This window comes from Agromyces sp. NPDC056965 (genome assembly GCF_042673425.1).
Taxonomy (GTDB): domain Bacteria; phylum Actinomycetota; class Actinomycetes; order Actinomycetales; family Microbacteriaceae; genus Agromyces.
This window is the reverse complement of the sequence record NZ_JBHURI010000024.1, coordinates 22959-38678: the sequence shown is the minus strand read 5'-3', so window position 1 is coordinate 38678 and position 15720 is coordinate 22959. Positions and strand designations below refer to the sequence as shown.

Annotated in this window: 21 protein-coding genes; 11 read left to right on the top strand and 10 right to left on the bottom strand. The window is 67.1% G+C overall.

Annotated elements, in window-relative coordinates; all coding sequences use genetic code 11:
* Window positions 1–40: 40 nt before the first annotated feature.
* The gene (locus ACFTQE_RS08310) at window positions 41–1417 is read right to left on the bottom strand and encodes an MFS transporter (protein WP_376924604.1); all 1377 of its coding nucleotides are present in this window, start codon (window positions 1415–1417) and stop codon (window positions 41–43) included.
* A 102-nt stretch (window positions 1418–1519) separates the two neighbouring features.
* Between ACFTQE_RS08310 and ACFTQE_RS08305 the strand changes: the two genes are divergently transcribed.
* Complete coding sequence (locus ACFTQE_RS08305) at window positions 1520–1918, top strand: winged helix-turn-helix transcriptional regulator (RefSeq protein ID WP_376924603.1); 399 nt, start codon at window positions 1520–1522, stop codon at window positions 1916–1918.
* A gap of 20 nt (window positions 1919–1938) precedes the next feature.
* On the opposite strand, the gene ACFTQE_RS08300 is transcribed toward ACFTQE_RS08305, so the two are convergent.
* The 3 genes from ACFTQE_RS08300 to ACFTQE_RS08290 form a co-directional block, all read right to left on the bottom strand.
* The gene (locus tag ACFTQE_RS08300) at window positions 1939–2607 is read right to left on the bottom strand and encodes a class I SAM-dependent methyltransferase (protein ID WP_376924602.1); all 669 of its coding nucleotides are present in this window, start codon (window positions 2605–2607) and stop codon (window positions 1939–1941) included.
* Window positions 2608–2617: 10 nt separating this feature from the next.
* On the bottom strand, window positions 2618–3658 hold the full coding sequence (locus tag ACFTQE_RS08295) for an alpha/beta fold hydrolase (protein WP_376924601.1): 1041 nt from the start codon (window positions 3656–3658) through the stop codon (window positions 2618–2620).
* Between the two features lie 122 nt (window positions 3659–3780).
* Window positions 3781–4521 carry a hypothetical protein gene (locus tag ACFTQE_RS08290; RefSeq protein ID WP_376924600.1) on the bottom strand — a complete coding sequence of 247 codons (741 nt, stop codon included), beginning with the start codon at window positions 4519–4521 and terminating at the stop codon, window positions 3781–3783.
* Between the two features lie 188 nt (window positions 4522–4709).
* Here ACFTQE_RS08290 and ACFTQE_RS08285 point away from each other — a divergent pair, with 188 nt between their 5' ends.
* Both ACFTQE_RS08285 and ACFTQE_RS08280 read left to right on the top strand, forming a co-directional pair.
* Window positions 4710–5255 carry a hypothetical protein gene (locus tag ACFTQE_RS08285; protein WP_376924599.1) on the top strand — a complete coding sequence of 182 codons (546 nt, stop codon included), beginning with the start codon at window positions 4710–4712 and terminating at the stop codon, window positions 5253–5255.
* 196 nt (window positions 5256–5451) lie between these two features.
* The gene (locus ACFTQE_RS08280; protein ID WP_376924598.1) at window positions 5452–5754 is read left to right on the top strand and encodes a hypothetical protein; all 303 of its coding nucleotides are present in this window, start codon (window positions 5452–5454) and stop codon (window positions 5752–5754) included.
* A gap of 146 nt (window positions 5755–5900) precedes the next feature.
* Here the strand turns inward: ACFTQE_RS08280 and ACFTQE_RS08275 are convergent, their stop codons facing one another.
* Both ACFTQE_RS08275 and ACFTQE_RS08270 read right to left on the bottom strand, forming a co-directional pair.
* Complete coding sequence (locus ACFTQE_RS08275) at window positions 5901–6290, bottom strand: DUF1801 domain-containing protein (protein WP_376924597.1); 390 nt, start codon at window positions 6288–6290, stop codon at window positions 5901–5903.
* Window positions 6291–6704: 414 nt separating this feature from the next.
* Complete coding sequence (locus ACFTQE_RS08270) at window positions 6705–7202, bottom strand: DUF4265 domain-containing protein (RefSeq protein ID WP_376924596.1); 498 nt, start codon at window positions 7200–7202, stop codon at window positions 6705–6707.
* 64 nt (window positions 7203–7266) lie between these two features.
* On the opposite strand from ACFTQE_RS08270, the gene ACFTQE_RS08265 reads away from it, so the two are divergent.
* Window positions 7267–7614, top strand: a complete 348-nt coding sequence (locus ACFTQE_RS08265) for a hypothetical protein (RefSeq protein WP_376924595.1) — start codon at window positions 7267–7269, stop codon at window positions 7612–7614.
* Window positions 7615–8168: 554 nt separating this feature from the next.
* Here the strand turns inward: ACFTQE_RS08265 and ACFTQE_RS08260 are convergent.
* Window positions 8169–9305: a tyrosine-type recombinase/integrase gene (locus ACFTQE_RS08260; RefSeq protein ID WP_376924594.1), complete on the bottom strand. Its 1137-nt coding sequence runs from the start codon at window positions 9303–9305 to the stop codon at window positions 8169–8171.
* A gap of 444 nt (window positions 9306–9749) precedes the next feature.
* Here ACFTQE_RS08260 and ACFTQE_RS08255 point away from each other — a divergent pair, with 444 nt between their 5' ends.
* The 5 genes from ACFTQE_RS08255 to ACFTQE_RS08235 all read left to right on the top strand — a co-directional run bounded on the left by ACFTQE_RS08255 (window position 9750) and on the right by ACFTQE_RS08235 (window position 12686).
* Window positions 9750–9929: a helix-turn-helix domain-containing protein gene (locus tag ACFTQE_RS08255; RefSeq protein WP_376924593.1), complete on the top strand. Its 180-nt coding sequence runs from the start codon at window positions 9750–9752 to the stop codon at window positions 9927–9929.
* 630 nt (window positions 9930–10559) lie between these two features.
* Window positions 10560–11435, top strand: a complete 876-nt coding sequence (locus tag ACFTQE_RS08250) for a P22 phage major capsid protein family protein (RefSeq protein WP_376924592.1) — start codon at window positions 10560–10562, stop codon at window positions 11433–11435.
* Between the two features lie 159 nt (window positions 11436–11594).
* Window positions 11595–11759, top strand: a complete 165-nt coding sequence (locus ACFTQE_RS08245; RefSeq protein WP_376924591.1) for a hypothetical protein — start codon at window positions 11595–11597, stop codon at window positions 11757–11759.
* 30 nt (window positions 11760–11789) lie between these two features.
* The gene (locus tag ACFTQE_RS08240) at window positions 11790–12131 is read left to right on the top strand and encodes a hypothetical protein (RefSeq protein WP_376924590.1); all 342 of its coding nucleotides are present in this window, start codon (window positions 11790–11792) and stop codon (window positions 12129–12131) included.
* Between the two features lie 162 nt (window positions 12132–12293).
* Window positions 12294–12686, top strand: coding sequence for a hypothetical protein (locus ACFTQE_RS08235; RefSeq protein ID WP_376924589.1), 393 nt, complete (start codon window positions 12294–12296; stop codon window positions 12684–12686).
* 27 nt (window positions 12687–12713) lie between these two features.
* Here the strand turns inward: ACFTQE_RS08235 and ACFTQE_RS08230 are convergent, their stop codons facing one another.
* Window positions 12714–13205, bottom strand: coding sequence for a hypothetical protein (locus tag ACFTQE_RS08230; protein WP_376924588.1), 492 nt, complete (start codon window positions 13203–13205; stop codon window positions 12714–12716).
* 44 nt (window positions 13206–13249) lie between these two features.
* Window positions 13250–13507 carry a hypothetical protein gene (locus tag ACFTQE_RS08225; RefSeq protein WP_376924587.1) on the bottom strand — a complete coding sequence of 86 codons (258 nt, stop codon included), beginning with the start codon at window positions 13505–13507 and terminating at the stop codon, window positions 13250–13252.
* 434 nt (window positions 13508–13941) lie between these two features.
* Here ACFTQE_RS08225 and ACFTQE_RS08220 point away from each other — a divergent pair, with 434 nt between their 5' ends.
* Both ACFTQE_RS08220 and ACFTQE_RS08215 read left to right on the top strand, forming a co-directional pair.
* Entirely contained in the window at window positions 13942–14280 is a 339-nt protein-coding gene (locus tag ACFTQE_RS08220; RefSeq protein WP_376924586.1) for a hypothetical protein, read from the top strand.
* Window positions 14281–14715: 435 nt separating this feature from the next.
* Window positions 14716–14985: a hypothetical protein gene (locus ACFTQE_RS08215; RefSeq protein WP_376924585.1), complete on the top strand. Its 270-nt coding sequence runs from the start codon at window positions 14716–14718 to the stop codon at window positions 14983–14985.
* On the opposite strand, the gene ACFTQE_RS08210 is transcribed toward ACFTQE_RS08215, so the two are convergent.
* Window positions 14982–15695 carry a TIGR02391 family protein gene (locus ACFTQE_RS08210; RefSeq protein ID WP_376924584.1) on the bottom strand — a complete coding sequence of 238 codons (714 nt, stop codon included), beginning with the start codon at window positions 15693–15695 and terminating at the stop codon, window positions 14982–14984. The two genes, ACFTQE_RS08215 and ACFTQE_RS08210, sit on opposite strands and share 4 nt — an antisense overlap.
* Between the last annotated feature and the right edge of the window lie 25 nt (window positions 15696–15720).

Below are 15720 nucleotides of genomic sequence, written 5' to 3'. Positions count from 1 at the left end.
CGACGTCGGCAGAAAGGGGTGCAGCCCCACCGGCGTGAGGTCAGGAGTCCTCCGGCGTCAGCGTCGCTCGAGCACCGCTCTCCGTCCGGCGGCGCACGAGCGGGAGGATCGCCGCGGCGACGAGCGCGATCGCCGCGACGAGAGCGGCGGTGGCGAATCCGCCGTCTGAGACCGCAGCGATCGTCCCGAGGATGGCGATGCCGAGCCCGCCGCCGAGCGCGAAGCCGACCTCCTGGATCGCGCCGACCTGGCCGGCGTCGTCGTCCGTCGTCGCGTCGAACAACGCGGTCGCCGCAAGCGTTCCAGCGATGCCGAATCCGAGGCCGACGCACACCAGGGGCACCGCGACGAGCTCCGGGTCCATGACGAGCCATCCCATGCCGGCGGCCTGCAGGAGCAGCGCGACGACAGTGAGGGTCTGTGCGCGCATCCAGCGAAGCGCGATCGGGGCGACCACGCCGCCGATCGCGATCGCCGCCGCCTGCGGCAGGATCGCGAGTCCGGCATCCGCGGCGCTCCAGCCCCTCGTGTCCTGCAGATGCAGGCTCACGAGCAGGACGGACCCGGACGCGACGCCGCTGGCGATGAGCACCCGAACGATGGCGGGGCTGAACCCCTGCAGCCCGAACAGACGCATATCGATGAGCGGCTCGCTCAACCGTCGTTGCCTGGCGATGAAGAAGACGAGACTCACGACGGCGATCGCACCGGCCACAGCGGCGGACACCGGCGCCGCAAGCGCCTCGTGCAGCGCGAACGTGAGGGCGCCGAGAGCGACGATCGAAGAGACGATGCTCGGGATGTCCCAGGACTGGGGCCGGGAACTGCGCGAGTCGGGGACCAACCAGAACGCGAGAACCCCGGCGAGCACCGCGAGCGGCACGCTGCCCAGCAGCAGCCAGCGCCACCCCGGTCCGTCCGAGAGCAGCCCGCCCAAGACGGGACCGAGAGCGCTTCCGACGCCGAACGTCGCCGTCCACAGGCCGTACGCCAGCACGCGCTCCCGGGCCTGGTAGTTGGCGCCGATGGTGGCGACCACTCCGGCGACGACGAACGCTTCGGCGACGCCGAGCAGCCCGCGGATGACGATGAGCAGGGTCCCGCTGTCTGCGAGGCCTCCGACCGCGTTCAGCACCGCGAATCCCGCGAGGCCGATGATGACGATCCGCTTGCGACCGAATGCGTCGCCGATGCGCGCGGCGACGATGAGGGTTGCGGCCAACGAGAGCGAGTAGATGTCGACGAACCAGAGTCCCTCGGTGTCGGTGAAGGCCAGGTCGGCACGTATTCGGGGAAGCGCGGTGGAGACGCTGCTGATCGCGAGCGCGCCGATGAAGATTCCGAGGAGCAGTGGGACCATCGCGAACCAGAGGCGGAGGGTCGAGCGCGAATCGATGATGGCGGTGGGTGAAGTCACATCACGAGTCTGTAAAGTACAGACAAAAGGTGCAAGTACCGACAGAATTGTCACGTACTTACCTTTTGGATACTGTGCGCTGCCGACAGGAGGGAGCTCTCCATGAGGGAGAAGACGGAACGGATCGTCCGCGAGTGGTCCGATTCGTGTGACGCCGAGGTGTCGATCGCCGTGCTCGGCGGAGCCTGGAAGCCGAGCATCCTCACCCTCCTCGGCGAGCACGAGGTGCTGCGGTTCGGGGAACTCGGCCGGCTCCTTCAGGATCCGACGTCACGCGTGCTCACCCGCCAGCTGCGCGAGCTCGAAGAAGACGGCCTCATCACGCGCACGGTGTACCGACAGGTGCCCCCGAAGGTCGAGTACCGGCTGAGCGAACTCGGAGTCAGCGCGACGCCGCTGCTCGGCGAGTTGACGCGCTGGGGCACGCAGTACGCGGAACAGCAGCGCTCGTCGACCGAGCGGGTTTCGAGCCCGTCGGAAATGACGGGACAACCCGGGTAGCACCCGCGACCCGACCGCCCTCACCGCCAGGCGATCCCGCAGATCGCGGTGTTGACCGGGTAGAAGATGCTGCCACGCAGCACCCGCTCGAACATCGTGGTGCGCTCGAACCCGGCACGTTCGATGACCGCGCCGGTGTCGCGATGCAGATCGCATCCCTCGAACGTCCACCCCCACGGCCCTCGCAATGCGCGCTGCACCCGGGATCGCACGCTGCGCGGTGGCGCTGCGACGTGCTCGACGAAGCGGAACCTCCCCCCGGGCCGGAGCACACGCCGCACTTCTCGGACCACCGCGTCGGGGTCGGGCACGGTGCACAGCACGAGGGAGCAGATCACCTCATCGACCGAGGCGTCGGCAAGAGGCATCCGTTCTGCGGAGTCAGCGATGAGTCGGAGCTCGACTCCAGCTCGCTCGCAACGAGCCGCGAGGGCAGCGTGCATGCGAGTGTTGGGTTCGACGGCGACGAGCAAGGCTCCCGCGGGGAGATACGTCAGGTTCGCGCCGATGCCTGGGCCGAGTTCGACCACGGTCGTCGCGGCGAGGCTTCCGAACGCCGCCTGCTTGAGCGGTTCGGTCACGCGGTTGATATAGGTGTCGAGCGTTGCGAAGAACCAGGCGTTGAAGCGCCCGCGCACGAAGTGATCGAACGGCTCGGCATGCACGTGCGTGATGGGGCGACTGCTCATCTCTCTCACCTCACAGGACGCCATGGGCAGTCGCCCATGCCGCGGCCGCCGCGCGGGAGCTGACGCCCAGCTTGATGCGGACATTCGCCACATGCCGGTGCACGGTGTGCGGGCTGAGCACCAGCTCCCGTGCGATCTCGGAGTCGGTCATTCCCCGAGCGATCAGGGCGACCACCTCGCGTTCCCTCCCCGTCAGTTCCGCCTGCGGAGCCCGAGACGAGTTCTTCCGGTCCGAAGGAGTGCCGTTGAGGAAGGCGACCACTTCGTTCGCCATCTGCGCTCGATCGCCGCGCCACGGGAAGTGGTTCGCGCCGTCGACCGCGACGAACTCCGCACCGGGAATGGCGGCGGCGAGTTCTCGACCGAGTTCGAAGCGGATCGCCCGATCGTCGCGACGGTGCAGCACGAGCGTCGGCACCGTGATGTCGGCGAGCTCGCTGGTGCAGTCGAACGTGTACAGAGCGCGCAGGGATGCCGCGGCCTGCTCCGGAGTGGCGCACCGACGCTGGAACTCGGCGAACTCGGCGCGCTCCCGAGCCGAGGCATCGGGGATGAAGACGTCGGCGAGCAGACGGGATCCGAGCCCCCAATGCGTCTGCACCGCGGCGATGAGCGTGTCGCGCACTGCCGGCGGCGAGATGTCGGCGCCGCGGGCGTAGCCGCCGCACAGCACGAGCTTGTCGACACGATCGGGATGGCGCGCGGCGTACACGGCGGCGGTGCTGCATCCCGACGATCCTGCGAGCAGCGCGAAGTGGTCGAGTTCGAGCGCATCGACGAGGCCGGCCAACGCGCGGTACTCCTCTTCGAGCGTCGCAGGCGGAGCACCGGCCCCGCCTGACAGCCCCGTGCCTGGCCGGTCGTAGCGGATGACGGTTCGGTGCAGGCTGAGGCGCTCGATGTAGTCCCGGAACGCGGCGTCCGCCCAGTTGAGCCGGAGATGGCTGCACCACCAGCCGGTCACCACGAGCGGCGGACCGTCGCCCGTTGCCGCCCAGGCGACGGGAGCGCCGTCGAACTCGGCGTAGTGCACGAGAAGGTCTTCGGTCATCAGGTCGCTCGAGAGTTCATCGAACCCGTCGTAGCGCCAGTATGGATGGTCGGTGCGAGGGATCACAACACCTCGTTCGATGTGATGGATCATGCTGCTGCCAATCTCGAGGGGCACTCGCGTCAGACGACCGACTGGACCAGCGCGGTCGCGGTCGCGGTCGGTGGAGCGAATTCGACCCACGTCATGTCTCCCGACGCGACGACGCGGCCGGCTTCGTCGAGGACGACGGACGCGGTCCGGTGCGAACGAGTGCCGGTGCTGGTCTGCCAGCCGACCGCGACGAGCCGCTCGTCGGCGGCGACCGCACGCTCGATGTGCGCGGTCAGCTGCCCGGTGACCGCGACGGTGCGACTCGGCAGCAGATCCGCGGGGAAACTGACGCAATCGAGCGCACCCCACAGCATCTCGGGACGCAGGGCGCCGTCGGCGACGAATGGCGTGGATGCCGAGAGGGGTGCGATCAGTACGTCAGGCAGCAGACGAGAGGTCCCGAAGACCACGCCGAGGCCGCCGGGGCGGGTCGGCGAGCACACGATGCAGTCTGCGAACGGGTGGCGAACCCCGTGCAACGGGTGGCGCTGGGCCGCCTCCAGAGCATCGACGTATGTCGGCGTGAGCGGGGCGTTGTGCCGGAACGGTGCGGTCGGCTCGACGGTCGCGATGACGCTGCCGTCGTGCTCGATCGCCGCCGCGCCGCCGCGACCCTTCCGGACGTCGAGGTCGACGTCGAGCGGGACGGGCTTCATCAGCCGAACGCGCGCGGTGCCGCCGACGATTCGTGCGAACAGGCCCGACGCGATGCCGCCTTGGGCGGCATCTACGAGGCCGTTGAGATGGGGAGCGATTCGGATGCGTGTCATGCGATCATTCCAGCAGCCGGCCTCGAGCCGGGGCATCGCTCGAATGAGTCAAGTCGGCATGGCCGATTCGGGCCAGATCGCGGAGCCGGAGGGCGCTTCCTCCTGGATCGCTTGTCGAGCGCCATATTCGGCGCCCTTGCGAACGGCCGGTCACAACGTGGCTGCGCCGACGGTGATGAGAAGCTGTGGTGGTGACGACGACGCCGAGCGCAAAGCGACGACCGATCCTGCTGTTGGCAGCGCTGCCGATTCTGCTCACCGGTTGCCGCGCTGAGTATCACGGGCACGACAGCGGGATCGACGGGGTGTTGTGGAGGCAGATCGCGGCCTTTGAGGATCCTCTGTCTTCGGGCTTCTATCGGCCATCGGCGGGTGATCCTGCCGCCTACCTAGCGGGGCTGGAGGTCCAGCGGTGGGACGGGTTGGACGCGTCAGCGCCTGGGCTTGACCTTCGAAACGGCGGGGTGGTCCTCTACGACGTATCCTCGACCGATTCTGCTGCCGAGTTCTCTGTGTTCATCACTTCCGGACCGCGAGCCGATGTAGTGACCGACGAGGGCGGAAAGTACACCGGGCCGAGCACGGTGTACACGTGCTACGGAATGGAGACCGAGTTCCGGTCGAGGGAGCAGCCCTCCGCCGACAGGATCATCTTCGATGATTGCCCTCCAGCTCTCGTCGAGCTGCTTCCCGAAGACGCGGCGTTTGCCAGCGGCGAAGTATTCGATGGGTGAGCGCGCGAGCCTCGTCCAGCGACCCACGCCCTGAGTCTGAAGTAGATCCCGTCCTGCCGCCGCAAAGCGGGTCCGCCAAGAGGTCGCTGATCGGACGGCCGTAGTGGATCCAGTTTCGGGCCCTCGCCTGGTGTCCGCGGCAGATTCGCACGTTCGGATACCGTTGGTCGGAATCACGACCCAATAGGAGCAGCTCATGACGACCGGCCTCAAAGCGATCATCATCGGGGCAGGGGCTCTGACTGTTCTCGGACTCGTTCTCGTACTGCTCCCGGAACCGACTGCCACTTTCGGATGGTTCGCGTATCAACCTGTGGGTGACTTCGGTTTCGTTGGCGGTGCGCCGTTCGTACCGGCCTCCCGGCTCTGGGGCATGGGAATCCTCGCCATCGCGGCGGTCATCGGCGCTTACGCCTTGGGGTGGGTTCTTGGGAAGCGGCGCGGCTTCCAAGAGTCCGGGCCGGGTTCGGTCGACCGCGCACCCGACAATTCGGCGTGATCATTTCCGGAGGCCCGGCATGATCGCCCATGAGTAGCCGCTGCCTGACTCGGATTCACACGCAGTCATCGCATGGGTCAGGCAATGCGAAGGTCGCGATCGATTGCCTGACGTGGGTGACCGGTTCGGCTCTTCCGTCACCACTGTCACCTGGCTGCAACGTTGAGTTCCACGGCCTCGGCCACGAGCGCCTTGACCGCCGCTTCGTCCACGCGGTCTCCATCGAAGTAGTCGATGGCTCGGACGACTTTGCTGTCCAGCCGGGTGTTGAAGAGATCGCTGCTCTCCATGCGGGCACCCCTCGCGAACGTCAGCCTCACGGCGCTCTTGAGCACGTCGACGAAGCAGACGTCTCCGTCATGCGTCCAAAACGGAACTCCCTCCGGTTTTGAGGGCTTCTTGTACTTGACCACCTCGACGGCAGCGGGGTCGGCGGCCATGATCGCAGCTCGAAGCGCGACGAGCACGTCCTTTTTCCAGCCGCTCTGCTGCGCGATGATGTCGTCGATCTGCTCGGAATCGGACTTGTCACTCATGCGCGAATACTTGCGAAGAGAGCTGACGAAGTCAACAGCCGAAGTCTGTCGCAAACGCGCGTGGCAGGCCCCCTCACCGACGGATCGCGTCGGCCATGCGAGGAGATCGGCGTAGTGCATCCCTGCGATGGACTCGGCGCCGATATTGACGGGCGGCCGGCGACGGGTTTCGCCGGGTGAGCACCGCAGGCCGGACTCCCACCGGCGCTCGCGTTCTACATCAGCGCCTAAGCGACAACCAGCCGCCCGAGATTCCCCCTATGACCCGGGACCATCCGCGACCCCCTGCTCGATCTTTTCAAGGACTACGGCATGGGAATGAGATCTGTTCAATTGGGTGGAATCGTAACGGAATAGCCGGAAGCGGATCCACGTGCGGGCAGAGTCAATGCAGACTCAGGTCTCTCGGCCGGCCTACGCGGTGGCGTAGACGAGGAGCCCTTCCGCCTCCATACGTTTGAGCGTTTCCAGGACATCGGTGGAAGCTGGCCACGAGATTCCGACGAGCCTCTCGGTGTAGATGTCGACGATGCATCCTTCAGCCGCAAGCTGCTCCGTCGGCTCACGCCAGGTCACCCCTCCGTTCTCGAACCACAGCCGTGCGCTGTCAAAGCCGCCGCGAGCGACGACCTCGGTCACCACGAGGCCCCGCTCACCTGAGGCGATCACTCGCACGGTGTCGCCAAACGCGACCCCGGCGGACAGAACGGGGCACCCGCACAGGACGTAGATATCTGACGACGTTCGCGTGGCATTCAACGCCTCCCACAAGACTGGAGCGTCCGGGAAATCCGGGTCGGGAGGCACTGCGAACCACACCGACTCTTCCGCTGCAGCCGCAGATGATTTCGGGACCAGCCGTGCGCCGTCCCAGACAGACGCCAACGATGGGTGCTCGCGAAACTCAGTCACGACGAAACGCTAACAGGCTGCAACACGGCGCATGTGCCAGTTCACCATCCGGTACGCTCCACGCATGAATGAGGGCCTGGACGAGGAAGCCGACCCCTTCCGTGCCCAGTTGCACTCCCGGTGGGAGGAGTACCTGTCAACCGGCCAAGCCGCTGATGACCACGGACAATGGATCACCATGGCTCTCGCCTATTACCGTGACGAGATCGTTCACTACGGAGCGCAGCTCTTGAATGACTCCGCCATTCGGCCTTGGGACGCCGAAACTTCGCAGGCTCGGTTCATGGACTATCAGGACGCCGCCCACGCGTACGACGCTGACCCACCGAATTGGGAGGCTGCCTTCTGGGCGCGGGTTCGTCGTCGCGCGTCGGCCGGGTCGAACTCGCCGTTCGATGGACAGGAGCCGTAGGCAGGCAGCTTCAGGCCTGCTTGTGCCGGGCCGCCCGCAAATGGATCGAACGGGATGCCGAGCGCCGAGGCTGAGTTCAGAGGAGGATAAGGCCCGGAGTCAGAAGGTTCTCCGACTTGTCATTCGGGAGAATGACCACTGGCCGGTCTTCAGAGGAGCGAGGCGTTCATACCGGTGAGGTGCGCATTGCGCCCCTCACAGATCGGAACCGACCGGTATGAACACGGCCGTCTCGGACGGCAGGTCCGGCTCAAGGGTGCGGCAAGGGTGAAGTGACGGGGGTTCGATGAGAGGATCAAATCTCTTAACCGCAGAAGTCCCGGAAACCCTAGAGTTTCCGGGACTTTCTGGTCGGGCTGACAGGATTTGAACCTGCGACCCCTTGACCCCCAGTTGAGCCCGACGCCTCCGCCGACGTCCGCTGAAGTCCACCCTGAGCCGCCCTCTCGCCCGGAATACCACGGATGCGCGGCCCTCGCGACCCTCTGAGCGTCCACCCCCGTCCGAGGCCGTCTGAGGGCCTCTCTGGGGTCTGGTTGGGGTCAGCGTTGGGGTCAGTCCAGAGCCGCCGCAAGCAGCTCCGCCGCGCGCTTCTGCCCGTCCGTCGAGACATGCCCGTAAATGTCGCCAGTGATCGCGACGGAGGAGTGACCGAGCATCCGCGAGACGTCTGTCAGGGGCACGCCCGCCGAGAGCATCGTCGAGGCGGCGGAGTGCCTGAGTGTGTGCAGACCGATGCTCTCGACGCCCGCCTTCTTCGCGGCCGTCGTGAGCGCACGGAGCGCGTTCCGAGGGTCGACCGGGCCGCCTGTCTCGGTGGCGAAGACGAGCCCGCGGTCCGCCCACAGCTCCCCCGCCCGGAGCCGCTCGGCGGCCTGTGCGGCTCGATGCTTCCGGAGGAGCTCAACCGTCGAGGGCGAGATCGTCACAGCGCGCCGCGAGAGGTCCGTCTTCGGCTCTGTGATGATGAGCTCGCCGCCGACTCGCCCGAGGGTCCCGCGGACGCGCAGCTCGCCGCCGTCGAGGTCGACGTCCTGCCAGCGAAGCGCGAGGGCCTCGCCTCGGCGGAGGCCGGTCCGCGAGAGCAGCGAGAGGAGCGTTGAGTACCTCGACCCCTCCGCCCCGGCGAGCACGGCCTTTACCTCTTTGGACTCCAACGAGCGCGCCTCGACCCGCTCAACCGCGGGCCGCTTCACGAGCGCGGCGACGTTGCGCGCTACGTAGTGATCGCGCACGGCGGCGTCGAGGATCGCACGAAGGACCGTGTACGTCTGGCGCACGGTCGACGACGCGAGCCCGGCCTCTTGCATCAGCAGGACCATTGCCTCGACGTCTTTCGCGCGCAGCTTGTCGAGCGCGATCGCCCCGATGGGCGCGTTCTGGATGTGCTTCCGGGCGAGGATTCCGTAGGTCGCTTTCGTCGTCGCCTTGCGATCGGACGCGCGGAGCGTCGTCTCGATCCATCCCTGCGTGAACGCGGCGAGCGTCTGCCGGGAGTCGTTGACTGGCTTCCCCTCTTCGGCGCGTCCCTGCTTCTCCTTCATCTTCGCTCGGACCTCGGCCTGGGTCTTCCCATACGCCGATCCGCGGCGAATCTCGCCCGTCGCCGCGTCGGCGTAAGTGAAACGCGCCTCCCAGCGCCCATCCGTCCGCTTCCGGACGTTGCCCTCGCCGTTCGCCCTCTTCGTCACTTGCTCCCTTTCGCTCGGATCACCTGAGGTTGACCCTAACAAATCAAGGGGTCATGTCTCGAATCCCGCGCGCGACTCGCCGGAGCCCCGATCGGGTGATCGACTTCGGGGACGCCGCCGGGCGCGTGTAAACGCCCTGACTCCGGGAAAGGCCGCCGAGAGCGAACGTGTAAACGCCTCTCGGCGGCCCTTCAGCGTCTCGGTGGTGACAGAGTGACGGAAGTACGTCACTAATCCCTTCCACTCTTAAGGCTCGTCTTCACTAGTGCGGAGAATAGGTATCGTGACGAACTTCCGTCACTGCGTCACCACGCGCCGCCGCAAGCACGCCGAGCCCGATCCGCGTCCGGCGACGTCGCGTGAGCAAAGCGAGGCCTCCCGGCCGCCTTCTCCTGTGTCCCCAGTTGTCCGCGCACGGCGGCCGACGTTTACAGAAGGCTCCCCATGACCCCCGACGCTCCCCTCCTCTACTCGCCCGAGTCCGCCGCCCGTCTCCTCGGGATCGCACGCTCGACGCTGTACGAGCTCCTCAGCTCCGGCGCGCTGCCCTCCGTCAAGATCGGCCGCTCCCGGCGCATCCGCCGCGACGCGATCGAGATGTTCGTCGATCGGCTCTCGGCGTGAGCCCTGAGGAGCTCGTCTCCGCCGTCGCCGAGCAGTACGACGACGAGCGGGGCGAGCTCACTCAGAGCGCCCTCAGGCGGCTTGCCCGCTACCGCGCCGACGCCGGGAAGACGTGCTCGACGTGCAGGGAGAAGAAAATCCTCCCGGCCTTCGGAAAAGGCCCGATGCGCCGAGACGGGCTCGCTCACCGTTGCCTCAAATGTGAGGCCGAGCGAAGGCGCGAAGCCCGGCGTCGGGCCGTGCAAACGTCCCCCAACGCTGGCCGCCTACTCCCATGTACCCCTCTTAGGCCTGTGACAGACAGGCGGGCCTAGATCAGACTTCGCCGCCGCGACCTTCATTGAGGGCTTCGTCCGCGCGGCGATCGCCGCCCGCCGCTCCTCTCGTCGGCGTGTGGCCGGGAGCGCCTCCGAGCTTGGGTTACTCGTCGAGGCGCTCCCCCTTCCAGCTTCCGCCGTCCTGGGCACCCGCCCGCCGACGTCGGCATGCTCCCGAGGCAGGCCCTCGGCGAGCAACCTTCGGCGCGCCCTGCGCCACCTAGGCGAGACGCCGCCCGGCAGGCCCCGGAACGCGCGACGCCCCGCTAGAAGCGGCTCCTCCACACTCACCCCTATCTAGGAGCACAACACCATGACCAATGACTTCCTCACCGCCGACCACGTCGCCCCAATCGCTGCGGGGCTCGTCGGCGCGGACCTCGGCCTCGCAGGCCTCGTCTATCGCGACCTCGAAGCCGACTTCTCGGCAGGACAGGGCGACACTGTGAAGGTGCGCGTTCCCGGCGCAGTCGCCTCTCAGAGTCGCGGCATCTACGACACGAGCACGCCGCTCGTTCAGGGCGCGATCACCGAGAACTCGATCGACGTCAAGCTGACGGAGCACGTTTACGACAGCGTCCCGCTGAGCGAGGGCGACCTCGATCTCGACATCGTCGATTTCGGCAAGCAGGTCCTCCTGCCTCAGACGTCGGCCGTCGTGAAGCACGTCGAGCGCGCGGTCGCGACCGCCATGTCGGCAACCCCGGAGACGACGGCGATCACCTATGCCGCCGCGTCTCCGGCGAAGGCCTTCACGGCTATCCGAACCACCCTCCGCGACCGCGGCGTCCCTACTGAGGCACGCCTGATCGCGGCTGTGGGTTCCGGCGTGTACGGGCACCTTCTCGACGCCGAGGCGATCGACGAGAACGGCAAGGTTCGCGGTTTCGAGATCGTGGAGTCGACCCGGCTCGCGAGCGACGAGATCGTCGCCTTCATCCCCGAGGCCTTCGCGCTCGTGGTTCGAGCGCCTCAGGTCCCGGACGGCGCGCCCTTCGGCGCGAGCGTCAACGAGGGCGGCTTCGCGCTCCGCTGGATCCGCAGCTACGACGCAACCGTCGCTGTCGATCGCTCTCTCGTTTCTGCCTTCGTCGGCGTCAAGGCGATGCCTCTGGCCGTCGACAGGGAGAACGGCACGGTCGAGCTCGTCGCGAACGGCGGCGCTGTGCGCGTCCTCACCGCTGCGTAAAGGCCGTACCCCGCGGGCCGCTTCTCCTCTTCACCGAACGAGAGGCGGCCCGTCTCCTATTCGACTCTCATCTGTCGGTCACACACCCAAGGAGCCGCCTTGCACAACCTCGAATGTCGCCACTGCGGCGGAGAGTTCACAGCAGTTAACGCCCATGCGTTGACGTGCTCCACCCGATGCCGACAGGCTCGCGCCCGCGCCTCTCACGCCGCACTCCATGCCCTCGCCGTCGAGCTCCTCCTCGCAGACGCCGACCTCGACGCCTACGAGTCCGACGACCCGAAGCGTCCCGACTACGTCGACAGCATCCTCGACCGCGTGTAAGCGCCCTACCCCCTGACGAAAGGCCCCGCTATGACCCTCCGCAACCGCGCTCGCGTCCTCGACGTCGTCGAGTCCGCTATCCGCGAGGACGCCACCCTCGACCCGGCGGCACGTAACGGCCAACTCGCGACAGTCGCAGAGGCTCGCGCCCTCGACCGCCTCGTCGACGGCATCCGCACCCGCTCGACGCTGCCAGAGGGACCGCTCCCCGCCGACCTCGCCGACCTCGACGGCCACTCCCGCGCCGCGATCGAAGCCCTCGCAAAGAGGCACCGGATCACACCATCCTCGGCGCTTGCCCTCCTCCGCTCCGGGCAGAAGGCCCGCGCGGATGCAGCCCGCCTGAACGGAGGCGCACGCCGTGGCGAGTAGCAACCGGAAGCGCCAGATGCTCCGCTCTGACGGCGCGGGTTGGCTCCGTCCCAGCGTGTCCCGTGTCCCATCCTTCGGCGTCCCGGCCGAGGCGTCCCTCTCGTCCCGCGAGGAGCGCCGCGCCGCCGAGCGTGCCGCCCGCAAGGTCGCGAAGGGGTCCCTGTGACCGCGCTACCGCCCGCTGTCTCCGAACTCGAATCGCGCCTCGGCCTCCCCTCGGGCGCGCTCGAAGGCCCCGAGAAGGTCCGCGCGACAGCGGCCCTCGACGACGCCTCGACGCTCGTCCTCGCGGAGGCTCCGGCGTCCGTCGCTGGGCGCTGGGAAGCGGACGCCCCGAAGGTCGTCCGTCTCGTCGCGCTGAAGGCCGCTCGCCGCGAGTTCGAGAACCCGCGCGGCATCGCGCAGGAGACGCAGGGCGAACACACGATCGGGCTCTCCGAGAGCTCCGGCGTCTACCTCACGGCCCGCGAGATCGCGCAGGTCTGGCGCTCCGCCTTCGGCCGCGCTGGCGGCTTCGTCGGCTCTGTTCGCCTACGACTCACCGCGGAGGACTGAGCGGATCCTCGGCCTTGAACCGGCTAGCTACACCGCCGACACCGACCGCCACTCTTCAAGCCAGCTCAGCGCAGCTCGCAGCGGCTCTCCAGCGGGCCGCCTCTCGACGTGTTGTCGGTACGCCGAGAGTTGCGCGCCACCTTCGTTGTTGGCCTTTCCTCGCGGCTCCCACCGAGACAGGATGCGGTCGGATTGCGTCCACACGTTCGGCCCGTAGTCGATCGGATACCTCATGGGCCACTCGATTCCGCGCTGACCTGCGCAGAGTACGAAGCCGTGCGTGACTGCATCTCGAGCGAACCGAAGACCGAGCATGACCAGACCGGTCGGTGATTCAGCGGCGAGCTTGGTGTAGTTCGAATGGCGATCCCTGAGAGCCTCGTCGAGCGAGCAGGCCCAGAAGATCGCTGTCCCGACGACGATATCGACCCGCGGATGCCGGTCGTCTGCTTCGAGTTCCGCCACCCACTCCGCGAGCGATCGCATCGACGATCCGTATGTCTCGATCGGCTGATTCATGAGCCGAGTCTGGCAGCCTGCGACGATCGTTAGTCGAACCGCGCTTACAGGCCGAGAACTCCGCCAAGCAGTTGCAGCACGATTCCGCCGACGGCCCAGAAGAGGCCGAGCGCAGCCGCACGGGTGTCATCGCGTGTCTTGTCTCGCTCCCTCTGATCCTCGGCGCGACGTAGATCGTCAACATCACGGCGAAGGGCATCCTCGGACTCCTGGCGTGAGTCCGCCTCCGAGTCGAGACGCCGGTAGAGCGCATCGAGTTCCGAGCGAATGGCGGTAAGAGCTTCTTCGGTGGTCTCATCCACGCGGCCGACCCGACCATAGGCGCGCGACCGTCCGCGGGCGACCAGACCGACAACTGCCCCCGAGGTCGTCTTGCCCCTGTTTGTGAGCAACGACCGACCATCGGCAACGTCCCCCCAAACACGTAGAAGCGCGCGCCCCGCGAGTAGGAGGCCGATGCCTTCAACGACGATCCCGAGAACTGTAAGCCACGCCATGCGTCGACCATATCTACAGCCGCCGTCTCTTCAGGTCCGGCGAGGGTGGGGAGGGACTCCCTCTCCCCACTCGTCTCCCTATCGAAGAGGCATAGCGTCTTCCCCTGCCTACGTATCGCTTCCGTTTTTCTGCGCCCGTCTCCGGCCTCTAGAGATTCGGCCGGCTCCGACGGCTTCCGCTGCTCCGCGAGCCCGTCAACAATCCACCTGGCATTTGTCAGATCACGAAAGGACGCCGCATGCGCGCACCCGCCCGCCCACTCCCGCCCATCGTCGAGGACGTCGCCGCCGAAGCGCTGGCGCTCGCGTCCCAGCTCCACACCGCACGGGGTTTCCAATGGGAGGCTCCTCCGATGGGCCGCTACGACTCACCCGACCCGGCGCTTGACGGATTCAGGAACGATCCGACCGGCCACGCCGCCGCCGACCCTCGACGCCTTGCGCTCCGCGCCGCCGTCGTCGACGCCGAGCTGAAGCTCTCGGCCGCCACGGAAACGATGAAGCACGCCCGCACCGACCTCGACCACGCGCTCCGGCGCTGGCAGGGCGAGCCAACCCTCGCCCGCGATGCCGCCTGACAATTGACAGGCTGCCCTAGACAAAACGAACGCCCCTCGACTGGCCCATGCCAGCCGGGGGGCGTTTCGTTGTTTCTGAGGGGCTCTGGACCGACTCGTCTCTACGATGGAATCGGGCGACCGAGGCGACTGCTTCGTCTCGGTCGCTCCTCTACTCCGCAGGGACCCAGTCGCGAACTCGACTCCCGTCTGCGCCCACGGTCCAGCCGTCCGGCGTCACCTCGAAGCTCCCGTCGAAGGTGCCGAGCTCGTCCTCGATCGTGTGCATGTCCTACCTCTCTCCGGCATCACCGTGACGCCTTCTGAGCACAGACATTAATGCAGATTCGAGGCCGCGCCGACCACGCAAAACGACTCACGCGAGACGCCTTTCGCAACACCTGACGGCCACCGAGGAGCGCCGATAACCTGATCGGCTACCCGAAAGGACGAGCCATGATCGACGACCCTCTCGCCGCCCTCGCGAACACGCCCCGCGCGGACCTGTCCCTCCTCGCGCCTGACTCGTTCCCCGGCTGGGACGAGCTCCCCGAGCCGGGCGTCCCGACCGTCCGCGTCTTCACCCGCGGGGACGTGACGGTCGTCCTCGTGGCCGGGACGAACCTCTTCGACGTGATCGCGTCCCGCGGCCCGGAGCGCCGTGTCCTCGTGCTGAAGCTGGAGGAGCTTCACGCCTCCTTCGCCGCGCTCGCCGAGCTCGACTAGGCCGTGACGATCTCCGCCTCGTCGATCCAGCGCGCGAGGAGGCTCACCGTTGCAAGCTGTTCCAGCGCGACGTGCTCTCCCACGTCCGCAATCGGGTCGTGACTTGCGGGGTTCCTGAGCGCTGCAAAGCACACCTCGCCCATCGACCGGATGCCGCGCCGGAGGCTAAGCGAGGTCGTGCCGCCGTCGTCACCGAGCGGACGAAGGCGCGGGCTTCGCTCGTTCGGCTCGTTGTCACTGAAGGCTTCCTTCACGAGCTTCTCCTCGCTGATGTCCCGTCGCCCGACCTTGTTTTGAAGTTCAGCGTTGACCTTCGTGATTGCCGCCCGAACCGCCTCGCCGTAATGGCCGCTCTGCCACAGCGAGCGAGCACCTTCCCATACCCACGGATGCATCGCGGCGGCGTTCAGAGTCGGCGCGCTGTCGCCGAGCTTCTCCGCGAGTTCCTCGGCGTGTTCGACCTCGACAAGCGCACGCACGGCTGCCGCTCGATGGGGCTGCCAAAGCTGCGCCGGATCCTCCGCTATCTCCTGTCGCCACGTCGGAGTCACTCGATCCATGATCTTCTCGACGATTTGAGCTGAACTGTGGAGCTGCTCCGGAGTCGCTGCGAGCTCACCGACGGTACCGAAATCCTCGTAGTACGTCTGAGTCAGAGTCGTGAGCCCGATGTGCTCGTTGAGTCGCTCGGCTGCCCATTCGAAATCCATGATGCGAGCCTAGCTAGCGACTCGG

What these genes read in the sequence shown, in the direction of transcription:
- ACFTQE_RS08305 (WP_376924603.1), top strand. Translation starts at nt 1,520, where the DNA reads ATGAGGGAGAAGACGGAACGGATCGTCCGCGAGTGGTCCGATTCGTGT.
- ACFTQE_RS08300 (WP_376924602.1), bottom strand. Translation starts at nt 2,607, where the DNA reads ATGAGCAGTCGCCCCATCACGCACGTGCATGCCGAGCCGTTCGATCAC.
- ACFTQE_RS08295 (WP_376924601.1), bottom strand. Translation starts at nt 3,658, where the DNA reads ATGACCGAAGACCTTCTCGTGCACTACGCCGAGTTCGACGGCGCTCCC.
- ACFTQE_RS08290 (WP_376924600.1), bottom strand. Translation starts at nt 4,521, where the DNA reads ATGACACGCATCCGAATCGCTCCCCATCTCAACGGCCTCGTAGATGCC.
- ACFTQE_RS08280 (WP_376924598.1), top strand. Translation starts at nt 5,452, where the DNA reads ATGACGACCGGCCTCAAAGCGATCATCATCGGGGCAGGGGCTCTGACT.
- ACFTQE_RS08275 (WP_376924597.1), bottom strand. Translation starts at nt 6,290, where the DNA reads ATGAGTGACAAGTCCGATTCCGAGCAGATCGACGACATCATCGCGCAG.
- ACFTQE_RS08265 (WP_376924595.1), top strand. Translation starts at nt 7,267, where the DNA reads ATGAATGAGGGCCTGGACGAGGAAGCCGACCCCTTCCGTGCCCAGTTG.
- ACFTQE_RS08255 (WP_376924593.1), top strand. Translation starts at nt 9,750, where the DNA reads ATGACCCCCGACGCTCCCCTCCTCTACTCGCCCGAGTCCGCCGCCCGT.
- ACFTQE_RS08250 (WP_376924592.1), top strand. Translation starts at nt 10,560, where the DNA reads ATGACCAATGACTTCCTCACCGCCGACCACGTCGCCCCAATCGCTGCG.
- ACFTQE_RS08240 (WP_376924590.1), top strand. Translation starts at nt 11,790, where the DNA reads ATGACCCTCCGCAACCGCGCTCGCGTCCTCGACGTCGTCGAGTCCGCT.
- ACFTQE_RS08230 (WP_376924588.1), bottom strand. Translation starts at nt 13,205, where the DNA reads ATGAATCAGCCGATCGAGACATACGGATCGTCGATGCGATCGCTCGCG.
- ACFTQE_RS08220 (WP_376924586.1), top strand. Translation starts at nt 13,942, where the DNA reads ATGCGCGCACCCGCCCGCCCACTCCCGCCCATCGTCGAGGACGTCGCC.
- ACFTQE_RS08215 (WP_376924585.1), top strand. Translation starts at nt 14,716, where the DNA reads ATGATCGACGACCCTCTCGCCGCCCTCGCGAACACGCCCCGCGCGGAC.
- ACFTQE_RS08210 (WP_376924584.1), bottom strand. Translation starts at nt 15,695, where the DNA reads ATGGATTTCGAATGGGCAGCCGAGCGACTCAACGAGCACATCGGGCTC.